Source organism: Thiocapsa sp. (assembly GCF_011390875.1).
In the GTDB taxonomy this organism is placed as follows: Bacteria; Pseudomonadota; Gammaproteobacteria; order Chromatiales; family Chromatiaceae; genus Thiocapsa.
In genome coordinates this window covers 1-22,202 of the sequence record NZ_JAABRP010000043.1, presented here as the reverse complement: position 1 = coordinate 22,202, position 22,202 = coordinate 1, and the positions used below count along the sequence as shown (strand labels likewise).

Here is a 22,202-nt window from a genome sequence, read left to right as displayed (position 1 = left end):
ATGACGAAAGCCAGCGTTTCCGCACTCGCCCTTGCCGCCTTGATGCTCGCCGCTCAGTCCGCCTGGGCATCGCCCGAGAAGACCATTCGGGACGCACTGGGCAAGATCGTCCCGGGCATCGAGATCGACAGCGTGACGGCTTCCCCCGTGCAGGGGCTCTACGAGGTGATGGTCGGCACCCAGCTGATGTATGTCACGGCCGACGGGCGCCATTTCGTCGACGGCCGGATCGTCGATCTGAAGACGCGCGAGGATCTGACCGAGCCGCGTCTGGCCGGAGCGCGTAAGGGTTTGGTCGACGGCGTCGGGGAGTCTCAGATGGTCGTCTTCGGGCCGGACGACGCCAAGCACACCGTGACCGTCTTCACCGACATCGAGTGCGGCTACTGCCGCAAGCTGCACGGCCAGATGGACGAGTATCTCAAGGAAGGAATCCGTGTCCGTTATCTTTTCTATCCGCGCGCAGGACAGGGCAGTCCCGCCTACACCGAGGCCGTGTCGGTGTGGTGCGCGGGCGATGCCGCCGCCCAGCGTTCGGCCATGACGGAAGCGAAGGCCGGTAAGCCGATCCCGGAGAAGACCTGTGAGAACCCGGTCGACGCGCACATGGCGCTTGGTACAGAGCTTGGCCTGCGCGGGACCCCGGCCATCCTCACCGAGACCGGCGAAATGATTCCGGGCTATGTAGAGCCCAAGCGTCTGGCGGCCCGGCTCAACGGGGCGCCTGGATCCTGAGCCTCGATATTAGGGCGCAGGCGATGACGTCGAAGCGATACGCGGTGACGTCATGACGACTCATACCCTCGAATTTGCCTGGCGCACCGACCGTGGCCGCGTGCGTGCGGGCAATGAGGATGCAGTGGCCGTCGACCCTGCGCTCGGCTTGTTGATCGTGGCGGACGGCATCGGCGGCGCCCGTGCCGGCGAGGTTGCAAGCGCACTGGCGGCTGAGGTCATCGCCAAGCGTTTCAGCGAGGACATGGCCTATCGACTGCATCCGGACGCGGCGAAAGCCTTTGTCGAAACGGCAATCCAGGACGCCAATGTCGCCATCTGGACGCTGAGCAAGGCGGAGCCGGATCTCTCCGGGATGGGGACAACCGTGGTGCTGGGTGCCGTCGGAGACGATTGGCTGGCCTTCGGTTATGTGGGCGATTCGCGACTGTATCGGTTGCGCGAGGGACGATTGGAGCAGCTTTCGCGAGACCATTCCTTTATCCAGGAGGTCGTCGATCAGGGATTTTTCAGCACCCGCGAGGACGCCCGCCGCTATGGGATCGGAGCAAACATCCTGACCCGAGCATTAGGCTCGTCGCCCAAGGTCAAGGTTTCCGGCGGGGTGGCTGATCTCGCGCGCGGCGATATCTTCCTCTTCTGCACCGACGGACTCACCGGCATGGTCCCGGAGGACTGGCTGTGTCAGGTGCTCACGGCGAGCTTCGGGAACGATCTGGAGCCCGCCGCCGAGGCGCTTGTGCGTCTGGCCAACGAGCGAGGCGGCAACGACAACATTACATTGGCGCTGCTGCGGGTCGGCGCGCCAGCGACCGAATCGGGCTGACGATCGACCGTCGCAGTGTGCAAGAAAGCCCGTCCCCAAGCCGCGGTGATCGGTGCGACTCCGGACGCCGACGGCACCGAAGCCCGGCGGCGTCCGCTCTTCTCAGGTTCTCTCAAACCACCTCGTCTCATCGGTGTCGTTCCGAACCGGAAACGGCCGAGTGCGGTTCGGGTTCTGGACAGACTGTCCCGAGTCCGATCACGCGGGGCCGACCGATCGGTGCGGCGTCTATCTCATCCCGACGGGTGTCGAGTGCGAGATGTCCGTCGGCGCCTGCGGACCCATGTCGCGGTGAATCATCCGGTCACCGGCCTGGCGCAGCGCTTCGCGCAGGTCGACGACACGCACGCTTTGGTGGCCGTAGGTCTTCCAGTGATATTGCACCTTTTCGAGATCGCTGACCGCGGTCCAGGTGGTGAACTCGTCGTAGTTCTCGGCCGAGCCGGGCGGGGGTTGATCCGAGCCGTAGGGAATGTCGAAGTTGTTCAGGAGATGGAAGAGTGTGGCCACTGCCGCCGTGGTGTCGGGCTGCTCGGGGACGTTCTGCGTGAAGAAGGTCATGCGCACGAAGCGCGAGGGTGCAGTGAAGTCGCCCGGCATGCCGACCGCTCCTGCGCCCATCCCGAAGGGCGCCAGCTCGAAGTCACCTATCTTTCTGGGTTTCGGAAAGCCGGGGGAAAGGTTCAGGTAGGTGTTCAGGTTGGTCAACATGAAGGTGAAATCCGGCGAGTTCGTCAGGACGCGCACCGGGTTGTCGTAGACCTTCAGCTCTCCGCCGATCGGCTCGATGGTGATGGCCTTGCCGGAGGCGTCCTGCACCTTGAAGTGCACATCCGGAACGATCCCGATTGCGTCCAACTTCACCGGCAGTGCGGCGATCCGATCGATGTTCTCCTTGACCTCGTCGACCGACGCGAAATTGGCGAGTATCCAGGCGGGGATTTGGCCGGGCGATAGGCCCTTTGCCAGATTTTCGGGCGTCGGCTCGGGATACTCCGCGTAGCCGGGAAAATAGAAAAGGCCGACGTTGAGCCCCTTCTCGTTCAGACCGTCGAGGATCTGGTCGTAGACCGTGCCGACCGTCGCGCCGATGAATCCGTATTTGGAGGTGAAGGCGAGACCGTTGTTGCCCGATTCGGTTGTCCCACTGAACTGCGAGCCGGCGGGCCAGACCGCCAGCTGCGAATCGAGCGGCTTGCCGAACTCCAGCGTGCGACCGACCACCACGCCGCCATCCTTCGCGGTGAGCGCGCCTCCGGTGCAGGCGAGCGCCGGTGTCATGACGACGGCCATGCCGAACATGGCGAACGCGGTCCAGAAACCCTGTCGTGCTTTCATGCGAGACCTCTCTGGGCTGTTTGATTCAACGCCCGTCCGGTATAGCACACACGGAGCCGGAACTCGCTGAGAGATCCTTCAGCCGATACACCAGCTCCAACGCCGCTCGGGGCGTCAAGCTGTCCGGCTCGATTGCCTCCATGGCATCTATAAGCGGATGCGGTGCGGCGGGCTCGGGATCGGGCGGGAAGAGCGAGAGCTGTACGGCATCACGTTCCGCGTGTCGCCGCGCACCCGCTTCGAGCTCCCGCAACCGCGCGCGTGCCCGCGCGATCACGGAGGCCGGCACACCCGCCAGCGCGGCAACCGCCAAGCCGTAGCTCTGATTGGCCGGACCCTCGCGCAAGGCGTGCATGAAGACGATACGGGCGCCATGCTCGACCGCGTCGAGGTGGACGTTGGCGATTCCGGGATATTCCTCGGGCAGTGTCGTCAGCTCGAAATAGTGGGTCGCAAAAAGCCCGTAGGCGCCGATACGCGTGGCCAGCTCCACGGCGCAGGACCAGGCGAGCGAGAGACCGTCGAAGGTGCTGGTGCCGCGCCCGACCTCGTCCATCAACACCAGGCTCTGAGCGGTCGCGTTGTTCAGAATGTTGGCCGTTTCCTCCATCTCCACCATGAAGGTCGAGCGCCCGCCCGCGAGGTCGTCCGAGGCGCCGATCCGCGAGAAGATGCGGTCGATCGGGCCGATGGTCGCCGCGCGCGCGGGGACGTAGCTCCCGCTGTAGGCGAGCAGCACGATCAAGGCGTTCTGGCGCATGTAGGTCGATTTGCCGCCCATGTTGGGACCGGTGATGACCAGCATCCGACGGCGGCGATCAAGCCGCAGGCCGTTGGCGATGAAGGGGTCGTCGAGGACCGTCTCGACCACGGGGTGACGTCCGTCGTCGATCTCGATGATGGCCTCGTCGGTGAGATTCGGCCGGGACCAGTCCAGTGCCCGGGCGCGCTCGGCAAGATTGGCGATGACATCGACCGTCGCGATGGCCTCCGCGCTGGTCTGCAGAGGCCCGAGCGACTCTGCGAGGGTCGCGAGCAGATCCTCGTAAAGCGCTTTTTCCCGAGCCAGCGCGCGCTCGCGGCTGCTCAACACCTCGTCCTCGAAGCGTTTGAGCTCAGGCGTGACATAGCGCTCGGCGCCCTTGAGCGTCTGGCGGCGGATGTAGTCCTCCGGGACCTGATCGGCCTGACTGCGACCGAGCTCGATGTAATAGCCGTGGACCCGGTTGTAGCCGACCTTGAGTCCGGGGAGGCCGGTGCGCTCGCGCTCGCGGGTCTCCAGGTCGAGCAGGAAGCGATCGGCATTGCCCGAGAGCTCGCGAAGACGATCGAGCTCCGCGTCGAGCCCGGATGCAATCACGCCGCCGTCGCGGATCAGCATCGGCGGTTGCGCGATGATGGCGCGTCGAAGCAGATCCAGAACCTCGGGGTGCGTGCCGACCGCCTCGGCGAGGGTCAGGAGCAGCGGGTCGTCGCAGCCCTCGAGCGGTGCGCGCAGATCCGGCAGCACGGCCAGTGCATCGCGTAGCGCGGCCAGATCCCGCGGGCGCGCCGAGCGTAATGCGATACGCGAGAGGATGCGTTCCAGATCCCCGATCCCGGCGAGGACCGTCTGCAAGTCGGTGTGGACGCCGGTGTCGATCAGGGTCCCGATTGCGGCATGACGCGACTGCACGTCCGATCGCGAGCGCAAAGGCCGGCCGAGCCAGCGTCGCAGCAGACGGCTGCCCATCGCGGTTGCGGTCCGGTCGAGCACGCCGGCCAGCGTGTGCTCCGGTCGACCTCCGAGACTCTCGGTGATCTCCAGGTTACGCCGGGTCGCGGCATCCAGGATCAGGGCCTCGTCACGCTGCTCGGTCGTCAGACCCCGGAGATGGGGCAGGGCGGCGAACTGGGTGTCGCGGACATATTGCAGAAGACAACCCGCGGCGCCGACGGCAAGATCCAGCCCCGCGCAGCCGAAGCCATTCAGGTCGCGGGTGCCGAACTGATCGCAGAGCAGACGCTCGCCGGTGTCGCGGTCGAAGTGCCAGCTCGGGCGGCGGGTCACGCCCTGGTCGATGCGCAGTGCATCCGGGAGCCGGCTGTCCTCGCCGACCAGGATCTCGGCCGGTTTCAGGCGCTCCAGCTCGCTGGCCAGCGCCTCGCGGGTGGCGACCTCCAAGACCGAGAACCGCCCGCTCGAGAGCTCCGAAAACGCCAGGCCGTAGCCATCGCGCCCCTCGGCGATCGCCGTCAGCAGATTCTCTCGCCGATCGTCGAGCAATGCCTCGTCGGTCAAGGTGCCCGGCGTGACCAAGCGCACCACCTTACGCTCGACCGGCCCCTTGCTCTTGGCCGGGTCGCCGATCTGCTCGCAGATCGCCACCGAGACACCCTTGCGGACGAGGCGCGCCAGATAGGCCTCGGCGGCATGATAGGGCACGCCCGCCATCGGGATCGGCCGGCCGGCCGACTGCCCCCGCTTGGTCAGCGTGATGTCCAGCAGGCGCGCTGCCCGCTCGGCGTCCTCGAAGAACAGCTCGTAAAAATCGCCCATCCGATAGAAGAGCAGCATGTCCGGGTATTCCGCCTTGAGACGGAGGTACTGCTGCATCACCGGGGTGTGCGCGCTCTGGTCTGATTTATCCATTGCCTGCAAGACGCTGACGGGAATCGGAGGTGGAGTGCCGTGAGGATGGTACGGAACGACGTCGTGCCGGTCGCGAGCTCGATGGCGCTCAGGCTCCAGCGAGTCCGGATCAATGCATCTTCAAAAATCAAGGCATTTCAATTCCTGAACCGCGTCCGGCACCACGCGATTGGTATCCGGCGAGGCACATCGTCGCAAAAAGATCTCGGATGAAGAGAGACGCGGTTCAGACGGCCTCGACCTCGGTCGAATCGCCATACATCTCGATCCCGAGCCGCTCGCCGACCTTGCGGGCTCGGGCGTCGATCATCGGCGAGATGACGATCAGGCGATTGGCCTTGCGCTCGTGGCGCCGCTCGTAGAAACGCGCCTTGCGCTCGAAGATGTACATCCCGGCCTTGTCGATCGAGGATTTCAGCTCGCAGATCAGCAGCAGCCCGTTCTTGATGATGACATCCAGCTCGATCTGATCCGGACGGCCGAAGACCTCGCCCGAGTCGTCGTAGTCGGTGACGTTGACCACCTGCACGTCGAAGCTCTGCTCCAGGATGGCGGCCAGGGCATCGCGGAACGCCTTCTCGGATTGGAGCCCCCAACGCGAGCCGAGCGCACCGATGCCGCGATCGAATTTCTGCGCCTGGGCCATGATCTCGTTGTGAAGGCGTTTCAACTCTTCCTGATTCGCGTCCCAGCGGCGATTGCTGTCCGCTCGGCTTTCCTCCCAAAGGCGACGCTGCTCGGCTCGGTTCTCGTCCCAAAGGCGGCGGCGCTCGGCTTGGTTCTCGTCCCAACGGCGGTTCTCTTGTTCCCACTTCTGCGCTTGCTCCTCCCACTTCTGCGCGTCTTCCTCGCGCATGCGCTTGAGCTCGGCTTGGTTCGCTTCCCACTTTTGCGCTTGCTCCTTCCACTTCTGCGCCTCTTCCTCGCGCATGCGCTTGAGCTCGGCCTGATTCTCCTTCCACTTCTGCGCCTCTTCCTCGCGCATGCGCTTGAGCTCGGCCTGGTTTGCCTCCCATTCGCGCTCCTGCTTCTCGCGGTCGCGACGAAGCTCGCCGAGAAGCTCGTAGAACCGATCTCCGGTCTCCTTGCGGTCGGCGTACTCGTCCCGTGTCAACTCAAGCACATAGGTCCGGAACGCAGGATCCTCCCGCAACCAAGTCGGCAGCTCGCGCTTGATCGTCTCTTTCAAGGATTCCGTGGTCATGTTCGATGCCGAAAAGCGACTGTGGTTCTTTGCCTGAGTCTACCAGAGCCTACCAGAGCCGCGGGGGCCGTGATCGTGCGTGGACCCTTGCCACCGGCCCGGTTTGTCCCCGCGTGCTCCGGCTTTTGCGCGATCCGGTCCCGCGAGACGCCGAATCGATGTGTGCCGGTGTGTCGCAGCCAGCACAGAGCGGTAGCGCGGATACCGCACCGCCTTGCGCGTGGGTTGCGCTGAGTGGGTCCTCAGCCCTGCCGGCTCTCACCGATCTGTTCGCAATACTGGCTGAGGTTGTCCGGCACGCCGGGAGGACAGACGCCGCATTCCCGGTTGCCGGGGACCGCGAAGTCGATGAACTTCGGATAGGCGAGATTCAGCCCGTTCATCAGCTCGACGAAGGATTCGAGCGAGCGATTGCCGCCGAGGCGCGGGTTGCGTGTCTTCTCCTGCGCGATGTTCGAGACCCAACGTCCCTCATAGTCGTGACCGGGGTAGACCAGCGTCTCCTCGGGCAACGAGAAGAGCTTGCCGGCCACACTGTGATACAGGGCTGTCGGGTCGCCGCTTTGGAAGTCGGTGCGACCGCAGGCGTCGATCAGGAGTGCGTCGCCGGTGAGAACCCGCTCCCCGATCCGGTAGGCGTGATGGCCGTCGGTATGACCGGGGGTGAAGAGCGGGTCGATACGCAGACTGCCGACCGTCAGCGGTGTCCCTTCCTCGATGGGCACATCGACGCAGGCCAGAGCGTCGATCGCCGGATGCGCGATCCGGCTGCCCGCTTCGCGCTTGAGCGTCAGTGCGGAGGTGATGTGATCGGCGTGGACATGCGTATCGAGCGTGAAGAGCAGCTTCAGTCCGAGCTTGGAAACCTCAGCCAGATCACGCTGCCAGGTGGGCAGCACCGGGTCGATCAAGATCGCCTCGCCCGTGACTTCGCAGGCGAGCAGATAGGTGTAGGTGCTCGAGATCGGCTCGAAAAGTTGTTTGAACAGCATGTTGTCCTCCGTTGAGAATGACGTGTGCGAGAGGCGTATGGTAATACCCCGAAACTGCGTCGGAGCGATCCGGGGTGTGGATGGAATTCGCGATCGGTGTCGGTGGTGAGCGCGGGGCGGGGCTTCGGACACTGGATGCCGCGTTGGCGTCGGCCTTGGCTCTGGTCGGCCCCGTGGATGTGCGCCGGCTGGCGGCCATCGACCGCAAAGGCGACGAGCCGGCCGAACTGAAGGTTGTTGGGTCTCGATCCACGCTTCCCGTTAGAATGCCGCCATGCGACACGATCTCAAGCTTCCCCGGCTCTACAAGACGCTCCTCATGCTGGCGCTCGTTTTCGGCCCTTTCTACTGGTTGGCCTTCACCGAGGACGGTCAGCGGCGCACCGATCTCGCCCTCATGTTCCTGCTCGGCAAGCCCGAGATGAACGCGGCCTTGGATGCCTTCACCGGCGCCCTGACCGAGGCGCAGATCCGCGAGACCTTCCCCAAGCTCGCGTTTCAATGTGCCGACGGGGCGAATCCCTTCGGCGACCGTCTTTGCGCCGCGGAGATCGGTGCCTTCAACGGGATGCCGGCATCCTCGGTGACCCTGTTTCTGGTCGGCGACGGGCTGCGTGCGGTCAAGGTGGCGTACCGCCGCATCTACCATCCCTTGATGCGCGACTGGGTGGAGGGCCGTGTCGGTCGGGCCGATGATCTGCCGACCTCGGACGAGAACGACGAGACCGACGACGGGGTCGCGACCTGGACGGTGCCCGACGGCTTGCTGATCATGCGCGACGGCGAGCTTGCGCGCGAGGACGATCCGGCCTTGTTCTGGCTCTCGGGCGCCGCGCTCGCGCGACAGGCCGCCGCACGCTCACCGGATCAGGTTCCGTTGAACTGATCCAGGAAGAGTTTGATCGAGACCAGGACCGAGGATACGACCAGGATGGGGCGCACCAGCACGGCCCCGTGCTTGAGCACCAGATGCGAGCCCAACCAAGCACCGATGAGCTGGCCGAGGGCCATCGAGGCGGCGACGATCCAGACGACGTGTCCGCCGAACATGAAGAAGATCAGCGCCGCCAGATTGCTCGTGAAGTTGAGCAGCTTGGTGTGGGCGGTGGCGCGGCGCATGTTGTAGCCGAGCAGCGCGACATAACCCATCGCGAAGAAGGTCCCGGTGCCCGGGCCGAAAAAGCCGTCGTAGAAGCCGACGCCGATTCCGACCGTCGCGGCAAAGGCCGGCGTCGACAGCCGCTGGTGCGAGTCCAGATCCGAGACCCTTGGGGAGAAGAGGAAGTAGAGTGCGAACCCGACCAACAGGATCGGGATCAGACGCTGCAGCGCGGCGCTGTCGATCTGCTGGACCAGGATCGCACCGAGTGCGGCGCCGACGAAGGTGCAGGCGACCGTGAAGGCCGCGCCGCGCGGCTCGATCATGCCCTTGCGCATGAAGTGAATCGTCGCACTTCCGCTGCCGAAGACCGCCTGCGCCTTGTTGGTGGCCAGGCTTTCGACCGGGCTCAGACCGGCCCAGAGCAGGGCCGGGATGGTGATGAGTCCGCCGCCGCCGGCGATGGCATCGACAAAGCCTGCGAGCAGGGCGAGGCCGAACAGGATCAAGGCGATCTCGGGGGAATCCACTCGGGTCTGCGTCCTCGCCGTTCAGGTTGAAATCCAAGAACCTGGTTACAATCTGCGCCCCCTCACGTTCCGACATTGAAGACCCTAGCCGAAACCACGATGCCCGCACTCGACGTACAGCAGCTGACCAAGACCTACAAAGGCGGTTTCCAGGCCCTGAAGGGAATCGACCTGACCGTCGAAGAGGGGGATTTCTTCGCGCTGCTGGGACCGAACGGGGCAGGCAAGTCGACCTTTATCGGTATCCTCGCCTCGCTGGTGAACAAAACCGGCGGCAGCGTGAGGGTCTTCGGCGAGGATCAGGATCGCACGCCCGAGCTGGTGAAGTCGTTCATCGGTCTCGTGCCGCAGGAGTTCAACTTCAATCTCTTCCTGCCGGTGGTGGAGGTGGTGGTCAATCAGGCCGGCTACTACGGGATCCCGCGACGCGAGGCCCGGGTGCGTGCCGAGCGTTATCTCAGGCAGCTCGATCTGTGGGACCGTCGCGACACCGAGATGCGCAAGCTCTCAGGCGGTCTGAAGCGGCGCTTGATGATCGCACGGGCATTGGTGCACGAGCCGCGGCTGCTGATCCTCGACGAGCCGACCGCGGGCGTGGACATCGAGATCCGTCGCTCGATGTGGACCTTCCTGCGCGAGCTCAACGCCGGCGGGACGACCATCATCCTCACGACCCATTATCTGGAAGAGGCGGAGAGCCTCTGCCGCAACATCGCCATCATCAACCACGGCGAGATTGCCGAGCGCACCAGCATCCTCGCCTTGCTGAACCGGCTCCATACCGAGACCTTCGTCTTGAATCTGAAGGGCCGGCTCTCCGAGCTGCCCCAGCTCGGCGGTTTCGTGCTCCAGCACCTCGACGACTGTACGCTGGAGGTCGAAATGAGCCGCGAGCATACCATCAACGGTTTATTCGAGGCCTTGTCGCGCAACGGGATCGAGGTGATCAGCCTGCGCAACAAGCAGAATCGCCTGGAGCGGCTTTTTCTGGAGATGGTCGACCGTCGTTCCGGCACCGGGTGGTCGAGCTCGGATGCGGCAGTCGCGCCCGATGCCGCGCGCGAGGTGATTGCGTGAGCAGGACGGGTGTCGGCTGGTATCGTCACTGGATCAGCTTTCAGACCATCTTCGTCAAGGAGATCCTGCGGTTTACCCGCATCTGGGTCCAGACGATCCTGCCGTCGGTCATCACGACCACGCTCTATTTCGTGATCTTCGGGCGTCTGATCGGCGATCGTATCGGCACCATGGGCGGTCTGGACTACCTCGACTTCATCGTGCCGGGTTTGGTCTTGATGGGCGTCATCACCAACGCCTATTCAAACGTCGTGTCGTCCTTCTACAGCAGCAAGTTCTCGCGCTACATCGAGGAGTTGTTGGTATCCCCTGCGCCGAACTGGGTGATCCTTGCGGGCTACGTTGCCGGCGGTGTCGCCCGTGGCTTGGTGGTCGGGTTGGCCGTCATGCTGGTCGCCATGATCTTCACCGAGATCCGGATTCACAGCGTGGCCGTGACCCTCCTGGTGATCACCATGACGGCGGTGCTGTTCGCGCTCGGCGGCTTCATCAACGCCATCTATGCCAACAGCTTCGACGACATCTCGATCGTGCCGACCTTCGTATTGACGCCCTTGACCTATCTTGGCGGCGTCTTCTATTCGATCGAGCTGCTGCCGGGGTTTTGGCAGGGCGTGTCGCTCGCCAATCCGGTCCTCTACATGGTCAACGCCTTCCGCTACGGGCTGCAGGGTGTCAGCGACATCCCTGTGGGGATTGCGTTCGGGATCATTGCGATCTTTATCCTCGTGCTGTGCGCATTCAGCTTGTATCTGCTGCGTCGCGGGGTCGGCATCAAGACCTGAGCGTGGTTCCCGTGCCGTGGCGCCCGCGGCTCCGACCGCCGACAGGCGCGCCCGCGCGGGCGTCCCGATCTCTGCGCAGGTTGTATCCTTCGGCGCCAAGTGGGACCATAAGCAACTGAAACTTCCAGAAAAGGACCGGTCATTCGATGTTCTCCGGCTCGCGTTTCGTACCTTCTTCGTTGTTGACCGACCCGCTGCCATGCGTTGCTCCGGCGCTCGGCTCCTGCCCCGAGCGGAGGCGCTGAGGTGGCCCGACGCCCACGTTCCGCACCTGCGCGCAAACGCCGCGGGTTCGGCGGATTTCTGTTCCGCTGGGCTCTGTTGGTCGTTGTCGGGGTCGGCCTCGCCGGCGCCCTCTACAGCATCCATCTCGACCGCGTGGTGCGCGGCAAATTCGAGGGTCAGCGCTGGGCGCTGCCGGCCCGCGTCTTCGCGCGCCCGTTGGAGCTCTATGCGGATCGGCCGCTGCTCGGGGACCAGCTTCAGGCTGAGCTGGACCGCCTGAACTATCGGCGGACCGCCGCCCTCGACGTGCCCGGCAGCTACAGCCGCGACGGCGAGCGCTTCCTGATCCGGACCCGCTCCTTTCGGTTCTGGGATGGCGAAGAGCCTGCGTACGCGCTGAAGGTAGGCCTGGTCGAGGGGCGTGTCGCCGAGCTCGAGGATGCGTCCGGCGGTCCGGCCCCGCCACTGGTGCGCCTGGATCCGATGTTGATCGCCAGCATCTACCCAACCCACAACGAGGACCGCGTCCTGCTGCGCCGCAAGGACATCCCCGATCTGCTGATTCGAACGCTGATCGCGGTGGAAGACCGCAGCTTCTATCGGCATGTCGGCGTGGATCCGCGCGGGATTGCGCGTGCCGCCTTCAGCAACCTGCGTGCCGGGGGCGTGGTCGAGGGCGCGAGCACCCTGACCCAGCAGTTGGTCAAGAACTTCTATCTCACCGCGGATCGAACCTTCGAGCGCAAGATCAACGAGGCCCTGATGGCGTTGCTGCTCGAGCGGCGCTACAGCAAGGACGAGATCCTCGAGGCCTATGCCAACGAGATCTATCTGGGCCAAGACGGCAGCCGCGCGATCCACGGCTTCGGTCTGGCGAGCAGCTTCTTCTTCAACAAGCCGCTCGAAGAGCTCGGCATCCCGGAAACCGCGCTTTTGGTCGGCATGGTCCAAGCGCCGTCGAGCCTGGATCCGCGGCGTCGTTCCGAGGCCGCGCTCAAGCGGCGCGACCTGGTGCTGGATCTGATGGCACGCGACGGTGTCATCAGTCCGGCCGACGCCGAGGCGGCCAAGGGCGCGCCGCTCGGGATTGCCGAGGGCGGGGGGCGGCCGGTCGGCGAGTACCCCGACTTCATCTCTCTGGTTCGGCGCCAATTGCAGCGTGACTATCGCGAGGAGGATCTCAGGTCCGAGGGCTTGAATATCTTCACGACGCTCGATCCCCTGGTGCAGTCCGAGGTCGAGAAGGCCCTGCCGTCTCGGCTTTCCGAGTTGGAGAAATCGCGCAGAATGAAGGCCGGCTCGCTCGAAGCCGCGGCGGTGGTCACGTCGGTCGCTCAGGGCGAGGTCCTGGCGCTCGCCGGCGGTCGCGAGGCCGGCTATGCCGGGTTCAATCGCGCGCTCGACTCGGTGCGCTCGATCGGATCGCTGGTCAAGCCGGCCGTCTATCTGGCCGCCTTGTCCAAGCCCGAGCGCTATTCCTTGACCACCAGCCTGCAGGACACGCCGGTCAGCATGCGGGTCGGCGACAAGATCTGGGCACCCAAGAACTACGACCGCCGGGTCAACGGGGCCGTGCCGTTGCATCGCGCGCTCAGCAGCTCGCTCAATCTGGCGACGGTCCATCTGGGGCTGAGTGTCGGCATCACCGAGGTGACGGAGACGCTCTATCGGCTCGGGGCGCAGCGGCGTATCAGCAAAGTGCCGGCGATGTTGCTCGGTGCGGTCTCCTTGTCGCCCTTGGAGGTCGCGCAGGTGTACCAGACGATCGCCGCAGGCGGTTACCGGGCGCCGCTACGCGCGATTCGCGAGGTGATGGATCCCAACGGGCGTCCGCTCAACCGCTATCCGCTGGCCGTCGAGGCGGTTGTGGATCCGCGTGCCGCGTATCTGACCACCTGGGCGATGCAGCGCGTGGTGACGCACGGTACTGCACGCTGGCTCGGCGAGAAGTTGCCGAAAGGGATGACGATGGCCGGTAAGACCGGCACGACGGACGAGATGCGTGACAGCTGGTATGCCGGATTCAGCGGCGATAAGGTCGCCGTGGTCTGGGTCGGTCGCGACGATTATCAGCCGATGGGGCTCGCCGGAGGCGCAGGCGCCTTGCGGGTTTGGGGCGATTTCATGCTTGCCATTCCCAACGAGCCGTTGTCGGATGTCCCGCCGGACGGTGTGGTGCTCGCCGGCGGCGGCGAGGCCCCTTATGTCGCCGGTACAACCCCTGCGGGGCGGACCGGCGGCGGAAAGAAAGAGACAGCCCGCGAGGGCGGGGACGAGCAGGACGTCGCGCAAGCCGAGCCGGAGCCGGCGGCGGATCCGGATCCCGCAATCGAAGCCAAGGCGGCGCCCAAGGCCTCGTCCAGCAAGAATCTTTTCATGAGCGATTTTTACAACTGATGACCAGAGTGCCGACAATCTTGATCGCAGGGCTTGTTCTGACTGCATGTGCAACCACCGAACGCGAGGAAGCCGCTCCGGTGGTCCAAGTGACGCCGCGCGGATCCGTTGCCGAGGCGCCGAAGCCTGCGGCGACGCCCGAGCCCGAGAAGCCGGCAGCGCCGAAGAAACAGCAGACCAGGGTTTTTGCTTATCGGGATCCAGCCGCCGAGCCCGATCCGGAGCCAAAACCCGCGCCGGCGACCGCAGCGGATGCTGCAGGCCCTGCTCAAACGGCGGCTCCGACGAAGCCGGCGCCTGCGGTCAAGCCCTCGGCGACTCAGGCGAGTGCCGGTGGTTCGGCACCCGTTCCCGCCGCAGCGAAGCCTCCCACGCCGGCAACTCCCGCGCCGAAGGTCGCGCAGACGCCGCCCAAGCCCGATGTCAAGGCGCCGCCGACCCCGCCTGCGCCCGCTCGGGCCGCGGCGCCCCCGACACCGCCGTCCGCGCCGGCACAGGCCGCTGAACCGCCCGCTGCGCCGCCCGCTCCTGCGGTGCAGGTCGCCGCGGTCCCGCCGGCACCGGCGCTGGCTGCGCCGGGTTTGCCGCCGGCAGCCGACGCGTTGGCCCGTCAAGCCGAGCAGCAGCGCCAGTCGGGTGACTATGCGGGTGCAGCCGCCTCGCTCGAGCGTTCCCTGCGGATCGCGCCGCGCGAGGCCTATCTCTGGAACCGACTCGCCCGTGTCCGTCTGGAACAAGGGCAGGCGGGTCAGGCCGGCAATCTCGCCTCGCGCTCGAACGACTTGGCGGGCGATACGCCGCTGATCAAGAAGGACAACTGGCGGGTGATCGCAGAGTCCAAGCGACGCTCGGGGGATATCGCCGGCGCGACCGAGGCGGAGCAGCGCGCGAGCGGGAACTGAGCGAGCCCGAGCCGGCTCGCTCAGGGCGCCCACGCCCCCGTCATGACGGATCTCGGGGACATCTTCGGTCCGCACGGTCGGCTCTCCGAGCGTCTTCCGGGCTTTGCGCACCGTGCCCAACAACAGGCGATGGCCGAGCGGATCGCTGGCCTCATGGAGGAGGGCGGGACCCTCATCTGCGAGGCGGGCACCGGCACCGGCAAGACTTTTGCCTACCTGGTGCCGGCCATACTCTCCGGTCGCAAGGTGCTGATCTCGACCGGCACGCGCAACCTTCAGGATCAACTCTTTCATCGCGATCTGCCGCTTGTGGGGGCGGCGCTCGGCGTGCCGGTGCGGGCTGCACTGCTGAAGGGACGCGCCAATTATCTCTGTCGTCATCGTCTGAAGCTCGCCATCGACGACATCACCCATCTCGACCCGGAGTCGCGGGGGGGGCTCAAGCAGGTTCAAGACTGGTCGAAGTCGACCTCACGCGGCGACATCGCCGAGCTGCCGATCCCGGAGGACGCCCGGGTCTGGCCGATCGTGACCTCGACGAGCGACAACTGTCTCGGCCAAGACTGCCCGGACTGGCAGGGCTGCCATCTGGTCGCCGCGCGCCGCGAGGCTCAGGCTGCGGATCTGGTGGTTGTGAATCACCACCTCTTCTGCGCGGACCTTGCACTCAAGGACGAGGGTTTCGGCGAGATCCTGCCGGGTGCTGACTGCTTCGTGCTCGACGAGGCGCATCAGTTGCCCGAGACGGCGACGAGCTTCTTCGGGGTGCGCGTCAGCGCTCGGCAATTGCTCGATCTGGTCCGAGACAGCGAGCTCGAGTATCGGCGCGAGGCCGGAGACATGCCCGAGCTCCCGAAGCGTCTGGGTGCGCTGCGTCGAGCGGTTCAGGACATGCGCCTTGGCCTCGGCGAGATCGACCGCCGCGGGCCCTGGAGAGAGCTCGCCGGCGCGCCCGAGGTTTTGAAGGCGTTGGAGACACTGGTACGGCGTCTGGCATCCGTAACCGAGGGTCTGAAGGCGGTCGAGGGTCGCGGCAAGGGTTTGGACGCCTGCCTGGGACGGGCCGAGGATCTCGGCGACGCCTTGCAGCACCTGACCTCGGTCGAGCCGCCCGATGCCGTGCGCTGGTTCGAGACCCAGGGACGCGGGTTTCGGTTGCACGAAACACCGCTGGAGGTGTCAGAGCCATTCCGTGCCCAGATGGGGCGACCCCATACCGCTTGGGTGTTTACGTCGGCGACACTGGCCGTTGGCGAGCGCTTCGATCATTTCGCCCGTCAGCTCGGGATCGAGGAGGCGCAAACCGAGCGCTGGGACAGCCCTTTCGACTACGCGAGCCAGGCGCTCTGGTTCGTCCCTCGCGGTCTGCCGCAGCCGTCCGATCCCGCGTACAACAGTCATCTGCTCGAGCTGGCCTGCGAGGTCATCGGCTACAGCCGCGGGCGCGCCTTCCTGCTGTTCACCAGCTATCGCGCACTGCGCGAGACGGCCGAGGGTCTGGAAGGCCGCATCCCCTATCCGATCCTGGTCCAAGGCACCGCACCGCGCGCCGATCTGGTCGAGCGTTTTCGTGCACTCGGCAACGCTGTCCTCTTGGGCACCTCCAGCTTTTGGGAAGGCGTCGACGTGCGGGGCGAGGCGCTCTCCTGCGTGCTCATCGACCGCTTGCCCTTCGCCTCTCCGGGCGATCCGGTCCTGGCCGCGCGGATCGACGCCGTGCGTCGTCGCGGCGGGAATCCCTTCAACGACCACCAGCTGCCGCAGGCCGTGATCGCCCTGAAACAGGGTGCCGGGCGGCTGATCCGCGACGGTGAAGATCGCGGCGTGCTGGTGGTCTGCGACCCGCGTCTGCTCGGTCGATCCTATGGCCATCGCTTCCTGGAGAGCCTGCCTGCGATGGCTCGGACGCGCTCGATCGACGACGTGAGGGCATTTTTCGAGACAGCTCCGCAGGCGGATGGCGCGCCCGATCGGGTCGATCCCGCGCAAGCCGCGCCCGTCGAGGCCCCGATCTGACCACCGTGCGCTTGATCGAGACCGACGATGCCGGCATCTCCCCCGATATCGACCGAACAGCGATGTCATTGATGAAAACGAGCAGCAGGAGGCAGGAGGCAGGACCTACCTCGGGAATGCTTGCCCTGCGCGCCGGTCGAACGCTCCGAATCCGCGGCGCTCAAGCCGATGTCGCCGTGGCCATGACGACGGAAACGATCTGAGATGACCTCGAAACGAACCGATCTCGAAACACCCGCCAGCGCGACCGATGTGAGCGCCTTCCTGCGCCAGGTCGCCGCGACCCCGCGTGTCGGCCCGCCCGGCGCGCGCGGGCGGCTCATCTTCGCGATGGATGCGACGGCGAGCCGTGAGCCGACCTGGGATCGGGCGGCGCAAATCCAATCCGGCATGTTCATCGAGACACGTGACTTGGGCGGACTCGAGGTTCAGCTTTGCTACTATCGCGGCTTCCGGGATTTCTCGGCCTCGCCGTGGCTCCAGGATTCGGATGCCTTGCTCAAACGGATGAACGGGGTCTTCTGCGAGGCCGGTCTGACCCAGATCGGCCGTGTTCTGGAACATGCCCTGGACGAGGTCAAGACAGGGCGTGTCGATGCCTTGGTGTTCGTCGGCGACTGCATGGAAGAGAGTCGCGATCGTCTCGCCGACCTGGCCGGGCGGCTCGGGCTCTCGGGCGTGCCGGCGTTCGTCTTTCAGGAAGGTCGCGACCCGGCGACCGAACGCAGTTTCCGCGAGATTGCTCGCTTGAGCGGCGGTGCCTGGTGTCCGTTCGACGCGAGCAGCCCCCGGATGCTGCACGATCTGCTTGCCGCCGTGGCTGTCTATGCCGCGGGCGGTCGGGCGGCGCTGACGCACTACGGCGAGACCCACGGCGGGGCCGTCCTTCAATTGACCCACCAAATGACCAAGAAAGGGACCTGAGGTTTGCATGGCGCGTTTGCTGATCCTGCTCGGAATCCTGGGCGCAGTTCTGTGGTTTCTTCACTGGTTTCGCATCACCCCGGCGCACCGGGTCAGTCAGGTGCTGCGCAAGGCCGCGTTTTGGGGTGTCATCGGTGTCCTGGTCCTGGCCGCGGCGACCGGACGGCTGAGTCCCATCTTCGCAGCCATCGGCGCGGCGATTCCGCTGCTGTTGCGTGCGGCCGCCGTGGTGCGGCTCTTCCCCGCCATCCAGCAGGTGCTGCGCAGTCTCGGTCTGGGTGGCTTGGCAGGCCCCGGTAGAGCCAGTGCCGGCGGCGGCGCTCAGGCCTCGAGCATTCGGACGAAATTCCTCGAGATGACCCTCGATCACGGGACCGGCACGATGGACGGCCTCGTCCGCGACGGGCCATTCAAGGATCGCCGCCTCTCGGATCTCACGCTCGACGAGTTGATCCGTATCCTCGAGTTTTACCGCGATGCCGATGCCCAGTCGGCCGCGGTGCTCGAGGCTTATCTCGATCGCGAGCGCGAGGCCGACTGGCGCGCAAGCGACGAGGGAAGCGGCCGGACGGGTCGCGCGCCGCCGCACGGCGAGCGTCTGACCAAGACCGAGGCGTGGGCCATCCTCGGGCTGGAGCCGGACGCCGACGCAGACGCTATTCGCACCGCGCATCGGCGGCTCATGCAGCGTCTGCATCCCGATCGCGGCGGGTCGGATTATCTCGCCGCGAAGATCAACGAGGCCAAGCGCTTGTTGCTGGGGGACTAAACCGCGCAGAGTGTGATTTGCGTTGTTTCGGGTTGGATCGGCTTGGGGCTGAATCCACGAACCTCGGAGCTGGCGCGGTTTAGGATGACGTAAGAATCAATGCCGCACCGTATGACGGAACATCCTACACCCGCGGTGACCGTCGTCGCTCGGTCAGAATGTATGAAACAGTTGCGAGGAGCAGTGCAAGCCCAAATGCGAGTGCGATGCGGCAGGGTGCGCCGTCGCACGCGTCAGGCAGCAGCCGGCCCGCCGCAACGAGCCGCAGCACGGGCTCGTGCCAAAGAAAGAGGCTGTAGCTGATGATGCCGATCGGTACCAGAACCGGGCTTGCGAAGATCCGTTCGATCAACGGGGTTCGAAGTGCGGCGGCGAGGACGAGCAGGGTGCAGCCGACGAGAAAGAGCGGCATGCCGACGAGTCGCCACCCGACGCCCGTCAAGATCTCGCCGAAGGAGAGGTGGATCAGCGTCGGCGTCGCAAGCAGCAGGAAGGCGAGTGCGGCCTGGTCGATGCCGCGCAGCGGTTGCCTGGACGGCTCGCCCGAGCGCAGGCGTGTGTAGAGATTGGCTGCCGCCATCCCGAGTGCAAAGGCGATGATCTCGCCCGGCAACTGGCGCTCCAGAAAGAATCGCATCATCTCGGGCGGAAAGGGTCCGGCGTGCCCCGACACGGGGTCGAAGAAGACCAATCGGGACGGGGAGACGTTCAGATAGACCCACTCCATCAGCAGTCCGGGTGCGTAAGTCTTCCAGAGCAGCGCGATCAGCAGGGCCGCCGGGAGTGCGATCATGACCCGGTTTCGGACGAACAGCGGGGCCAGAACTGGAAGGAGCAGATAGAATTGGGCCTCGATGCTCAGGCTCCAAAGGGCCATGTTGAGCCCGAGCGAGCTGGAGCTTCCGGGGTGAAGAAAGTGCAGCAAGAGGGTGTGCAGCCAGAGGTTGGTCTGTCCGATCTCGGACCCCAAGACGGCAAAGCTGCCGCGCAGGATCGGAAGGATGAGCCCGATCAACAGGGCGAGATGGAGCCAATAGGTCGGTAAGATCCGCCTTGCCCGGCGCGCGAAAAAGTGTCCGGTGGACGGGTAGGGTGCGCCGGCCGCGGCGGCCGTCATCCAGGGACGCGCGAGCAGAAAGCCGCTCAGGACGAAGAAGAGCTGCACTCCGAGCATGCCCTTCTCGGCCAGTGATTGGCCCCAGCCCATGGGTACGCCGGCTGTTCCTCCGACCAGCAAGGCGTTTGCGTGAAACGCGAAGACCCAGAGAATTGCAAGACCTCGAATGCCGTCGAGCGCGCGAGTTCGGTCTGTCGAGGGACAACTCAATCGCGGTGCCTCGATAAATCTCGGGCTTGGGCCGGTTCCGCAAGGCCCCATTCTCTGCGAAGATCCATGTTCGGTCCTGCTTGCCTGGTCAACAGCGCGCATCGGGGGACGATATCATCCATGGTCAAGACCCAAGTACAGACACTGATTCGTCTTCCGCCCGCACAGGTCTTCAGCTTCGTGGTGGAGGACTTCCTCCGCAACTACCCGCGCTGGTCGCCGGAGGTGCAGAGTCTTCAGGCCGTGACACAAGGTCCGATCCGGGTCGGCTGGATCGGCCGACAGATTCGTGTCGACCAAGGGCGCCGTACCGACAGTCGGTTCCGTGTCGAGGCGCTCGAGCCGGGCCGGCGCGTTTCCTTCAAAGGGACGACCGACCCCTATGTCATCGAGTATCGGTTCGATCCCCTCGGCGAGCATACACACCTCACATTCATCTTCGAGCTCGCACAGCTCAATTTGGCGCTTCGGCCCTTCGAGAAGCTGATTCGCGTTGCTGCGCAAGATGGTGCCGAGCGCGTGACCCGCAACCTGAAAGGGCTCATCGAATCCGAGCTCGGTGCCGCCGCGTGAACACATCCACCCCCCCCGGGCGCCGGGGCTGTCCCGAGCGCGCGTGGGTTTTTCGGAAAGCAGGGTGCGTCGAAAAATTCAGGCGCGCTCGGCATATTCTCGGGTCGTCGCCTGCAAACCTTTGACCTAACGTCCATACCCCGTATAATGCGCGATTCCCCGCACTCCGGGGAACTCCTTGTCTCACCGTTTCGGCCATCTTGCCGCTGCGGGAGGCTGTCAATCCGAAAGGAGCTTCAATGCGACATTACGAAGTGGTCTTCATGGTTCATCCGAGCCAGAGCGAGCAGGTGGCGAGTATGATCGAGCGCTACCAGACGAATCTGCAGAAGCGCGGCGGCATCGTCCACCGCATGGAGGATTGGGGGCGTCGGCCGCTGGCTTACCCCATCAATAAGGTGCACAAGGCGCATTACGTCCTGATGAACGTCGAGTGCGACCAAGAGGCGATCGACGAGCTCGAAAGCGCTTTTCGGTTCAACGACGCGGTTCTGCGCAACCTCATCGTTCGCCGCGAAGATGCCGTGACGGAACCCTCCCCTCTGGTCAAAACGGGCGAAGAGCGCGAGCGCTCGGATGCGCCCGAGGGCAGCAGCAGCCGGCGGGATGATTCCCCTCGCAGCAGCAACCCTGAAAGCACCTCCTCGAGCGAATAAGAAGAGACGCCAGCCATGGAATCCAGTAATTCACGTTTTTTCCGACGTAAGCGCTACTGCCGCTTCACCGCCGAAGGCATCACCGAGATCGATTACAAGGATCTCAACCTGCTGAAGGCGTATGTCAGCGAGTCCGGCAAGATCGTCCCGAGCCGGATCACCGGGACCTCGGCCAAGTATCAGCGTCAGCTCGCACAAGCGGTCAAGCGCGCCCGGTATCTGGCGTTGCTTCCGTACACCGACGGTCACTGAACCGCGTCATGAAGGCGATTGCGGCCTTCGTGATGCGCGGCCCGTCGCAGGCGGCGTTGGTCGCTGCCGCGACAGCCTTGTTGTCGATCCTGGTCCCGCCGTTGGGATTACTCAGCGCGGGCTCCATCGGTTTGGTCGCTCTGCGCAGCGGTCCTGTCTACGGCCTGCTCGTGAGTGCGGTGGCGACGCTCGGCATGGGAGTCATCGCCTGGTTGGCTTTGGGCTCGCCGTTGCCTGCGCTCGGCGTGTTGCTGATGCTCTGGGTGCCGATTCTGGCCCTGGCACTGCTGCTGCGATACAGCCGCTCGTTGGCGCTGACGCTTCAAACGGCAGGTGCCTTGGGCGTTCTCCTGGTCCTATCGGCGTACGCCCTGATGGGCGACCCGAGCGCGACTTGGTTAAGGATGCTCGAGCCGTTCCGGGATGCGCTGGTGAAGGACGGTGTGCTGGACGACCCGGCAAGTGCGGCCGTGTTCGCCGAGCTTGCCGGTTGGATGACCGGTGCCTTTGCTGCGGCGTTGGTAGCACAGTTGCTGTTCGGGCTCTTTATTGCACGCTGGTGGCAGGCGCTGCTCTACAACCCCGGCGGGTTCGGCGAGGAGTTTCGAGAGCTGCGGTTGGGCCGTGCATTTGGCGTCTTCGTTCTGCTGCTGCTGGCGCTTCTTCCCTTCAGCGACGGCGCGAGCCTCACGGCAAATCTGTTGTTGGTGCCGGCTGTCCTGCTCCTGTTTCAGGGACTCGCGGTCGCCCACCAGGTGCGGGCGCTCAAGCAGGCGCGTCAGGCGTGGTTGGTCGGGCTCTATGCCTTGGTGGTGTTTTTCATGCCGCAGGCCCTGCTCCTGATCGCCTGTGTCGGTTTGGTGGATATTTGGGCCGATATCCGGTCCCGAGTCGCTCCATCGCCGCCGGGTCCAGGCCCGAGCGGACCGGCGATATAACCCGC

Annotated in this window: 20 protein-coding genes; 14 read left to right on the top strand and 6 right to left on the bottom strand. The window is 65.1% G+C overall.

What is annotated here, in order from left to right; genetic code table 11:
• Both GPT33_RS05250 and GPT33_RS05245 read left to right on the top strand, forming a co-directional pair.
• Positions 1–735 carry a DsbC family protein gene (locus GPT33_RS05250; RefSeq protein WP_296806271.1) on the top strand — a complete coding sequence of 245 codons (735 nt, stop codon included), beginning with the start codon at positions 1–3 and terminating at the stop codon, positions 733–735.
• A gap of 52 nt (positions 736–787) precedes the next feature.
• Positions 788–1,561, top strand: a complete 774-nt coding sequence (locus GPT33_RS05245) for a PP2C family serine/threonine-protein phosphatase (protein WP_296806270.1) — start codon at positions 788–790, stop codon at positions 1,559–1,561.
• Positions 1,562–1,789: 228 nt separating this feature from the next.
• Here the strand turns inward: GPT33_RS05245 and GPT33_RS05240 are convergent, their stop codons facing one another.
• The 4 genes from GPT33_RS05240 to GPT33_RS05225 form a co-directional block, all read right to left on the bottom strand.
• Positions 1,790–2,899, bottom strand: coding sequence for a choloylglycine hydrolase family protein (locus GPT33_RS05240; RefSeq protein ID WP_296806269.1), 1,110 nt, complete (start codon positions 2,897–2,899; stop codon positions 1,790–1,792).
• A gap of 25 nt (positions 2,900–2,924) precedes the next feature.
• Positions 2,925–5,531 carry a DNA mismatch repair protein MutS gene (mutS, locus tag GPT33_RS05235; RefSeq protein WP_296806268.1) on the bottom strand — a complete coding sequence of 869 codons (2,607 nt, stop codon included), beginning with the start codon at positions 5,529–5,531 and terminating at the stop codon, positions 2,925–2,927.
• Between the two features lie 226 nt (positions 5,532–5,757).
• On the bottom strand, positions 5,758–6,735 hold the full coding sequence (locus GPT33_RS05230; RefSeq protein ID WP_296806267.1) for a DUF3782 domain-containing protein: 978 nt from the start codon (positions 6,733–6,735) through the stop codon (positions 5,758–5,760).
• Positions 6,736–6,977: 242 nt separating this feature from the next.
• Entirely contained in the window at positions 6,978–7,727 is a 750-nt protein-coding gene (locus GPT33_RS05225; protein WP_296806266.1) for an MBL fold metallo-hydrolase, read from the bottom strand.
• Positions 7,728–8,001: 274 nt separating this feature from the next.
• Here GPT33_RS05225 and GPT33_RS05220 point away from each other — a divergent pair, with 274 nt between their 5' ends.
• Positions 8,002–8,613: a hypothetical protein gene (locus GPT33_RS05220; protein WP_296806265.1), complete on the top strand. Its 612-nt coding sequence runs from the start codon at positions 8,002–8,004 to the stop codon at positions 8,611–8,613.
• Here GPT33_RS05220 and GPT33_RS05215 read toward each other — a convergent pair.
• A complete protein-coding gene (locus tag GPT33_RS05215; protein ID WP_296806264.1) occupies positions 8,595–9,356 on the bottom strand; it encodes a TSUP family transporter in 762 nt (253 codons plus the stop codon). The genes GPT33_RS05220 and GPT33_RS05215 overlap by 19 nt on opposite strands.
• Positions 9,357–9,455: 99 nt before the next feature.
• On the opposite strand from GPT33_RS05215, the gene GPT33_RS05210 reads away from it, so the two are divergent.
• The 7 genes from GPT33_RS05210 (at position 9,456) to GPT33_RS05180 (ending at position 18,451) form a co-directional block, all read left to right on the top strand.
• The gene (locus tag GPT33_RS05210) at positions 9,456–10,433 is read left to right on the top strand and encodes an ABC transporter ATP-binding protein (protein ID WP_296806263.1); all 978 of its coding nucleotides are present in this window, start codon (positions 9,456–9,458) and stop codon (positions 10,431–10,433) included.
• Positions 10,430–11,218, top strand: coding sequence for an ABC transporter permease (locus GPT33_RS05205; protein WP_296806262.1), 789 nt, complete (start codon positions 10,430–10,432; stop codon positions 11,216–11,218). Before GPT33_RS05210 ends, GPT33_RS05205 begins: the two co-directional genes overlap by 4 nt.
• A 246-nt stretch (positions 11,219–11,464) precedes the next feature.
• Entirely contained in the window at positions 11,465–13,840 is a 2,376-nt protein-coding gene (gene mrcB, locus GPT33_RS05200; RefSeq protein ID WP_296806261.1) for a penicillin-binding protein 1B, read from the top strand.
• Positions 13,840–14,742, top strand: a complete 903-nt coding sequence (locus GPT33_RS05195) for a tetratricopeptide repeat protein (RefSeq protein ID WP_296806260.1) — start codon at positions 13,840–13,842, stop codon at positions 14,740–14,742. The genes mrcB and GPT33_RS05195 overlap by 1 nt, the downstream gene beginning before the upstream one ends.
• A gap of 42 nt (positions 14,743–14,784) precedes the next feature.
• Positions 14,785–16,758, top strand: a complete 1,974-nt coding sequence (locus tag GPT33_RS05190; RefSeq protein WP_296806259.1) for an ATP-dependent DNA helicase — start codon at positions 14,785–14,787, stop codon at positions 16,756–16,758.
• Positions 16,759–16,962: 204 nt separating this feature from the next.
• Entirely contained in the window at positions 16,963–17,682 is a 720-nt protein-coding gene (locus GPT33_RS05185; protein WP_296806258.1) for a VWA domain-containing protein, read from the top strand.
• Positions 17,683–17,689: 7 nt separating this feature from the next.
• A complete protein-coding gene (locus tag GPT33_RS05180; RefSeq protein ID WP_296806257.1) occupies positions 17,690–18,451 on the top strand; it encodes a DnaJ domain-containing protein in 762 nt (253 codons plus the stop codon).
• 124 nt (positions 18,452–18,575) lie between these two features.
• Here the strand turns inward: GPT33_RS05180 and GPT33_RS05175 are convergent, their stop codons facing one another.
• Positions 18,576–19,778, bottom strand: a complete 1,203-nt coding sequence (locus GPT33_RS05175) for an acyltransferase (RefSeq protein ID WP_296806256.1) — start codon at positions 19,776–19,778, stop codon at positions 18,576–18,578.
• Positions 19,779–19,898: 120 nt separating this feature from the next.
• Between GPT33_RS05175 and GPT33_RS05170 the strand changes: the two genes are divergently transcribed.
• From GPT33_RS05170 to GPT33_RS05155, 4 genes are all read left to right on the top strand, one after another.
• On the top strand, positions 19,899–20,351 hold the full coding sequence (locus tag GPT33_RS05170; protein WP_296806255.1) for an SRPBCC family protein: 453 nt from the start codon (positions 19,899–19,901) through the stop codon (positions 20,349–20,351).
• A 239-nt stretch (positions 20,352–20,590) separates the two neighbouring features.
• Positions 20,591–21,007 (top strand): 30S ribosomal protein S6, encoded by a 417-nt coding sequence (gene rpsF / locus GPT33_RS05165; protein ID WP_296806254.1) that lies wholly within the window; start codon positions 20,591–20,593, stop codon positions 21,005–21,007.
• Positions 21,008–21,022: 15 nt separating this feature from the next.
• On the top strand, positions 21,023–21,259 hold the full coding sequence (rpsR, locus tag GPT33_RS05160) for a 30S ribosomal protein S18 (protein ID WP_007194235.1): 237 nt from the start codon (positions 21,023–21,025) through the stop codon (positions 21,257–21,259).
• An 8-nt stretch (positions 21,260–21,267) separates the two neighbouring features.
• Entirely contained in the window at positions 21,268–22,197 is a 930-nt protein-coding gene (locus tag GPT33_RS05155; protein WP_296806253.1) for a DUF2232 domain-containing protein, read from the top strand.
• The last annotated feature ends 5 nt before the right edge of the window (positions 22,198–22,202 follow it).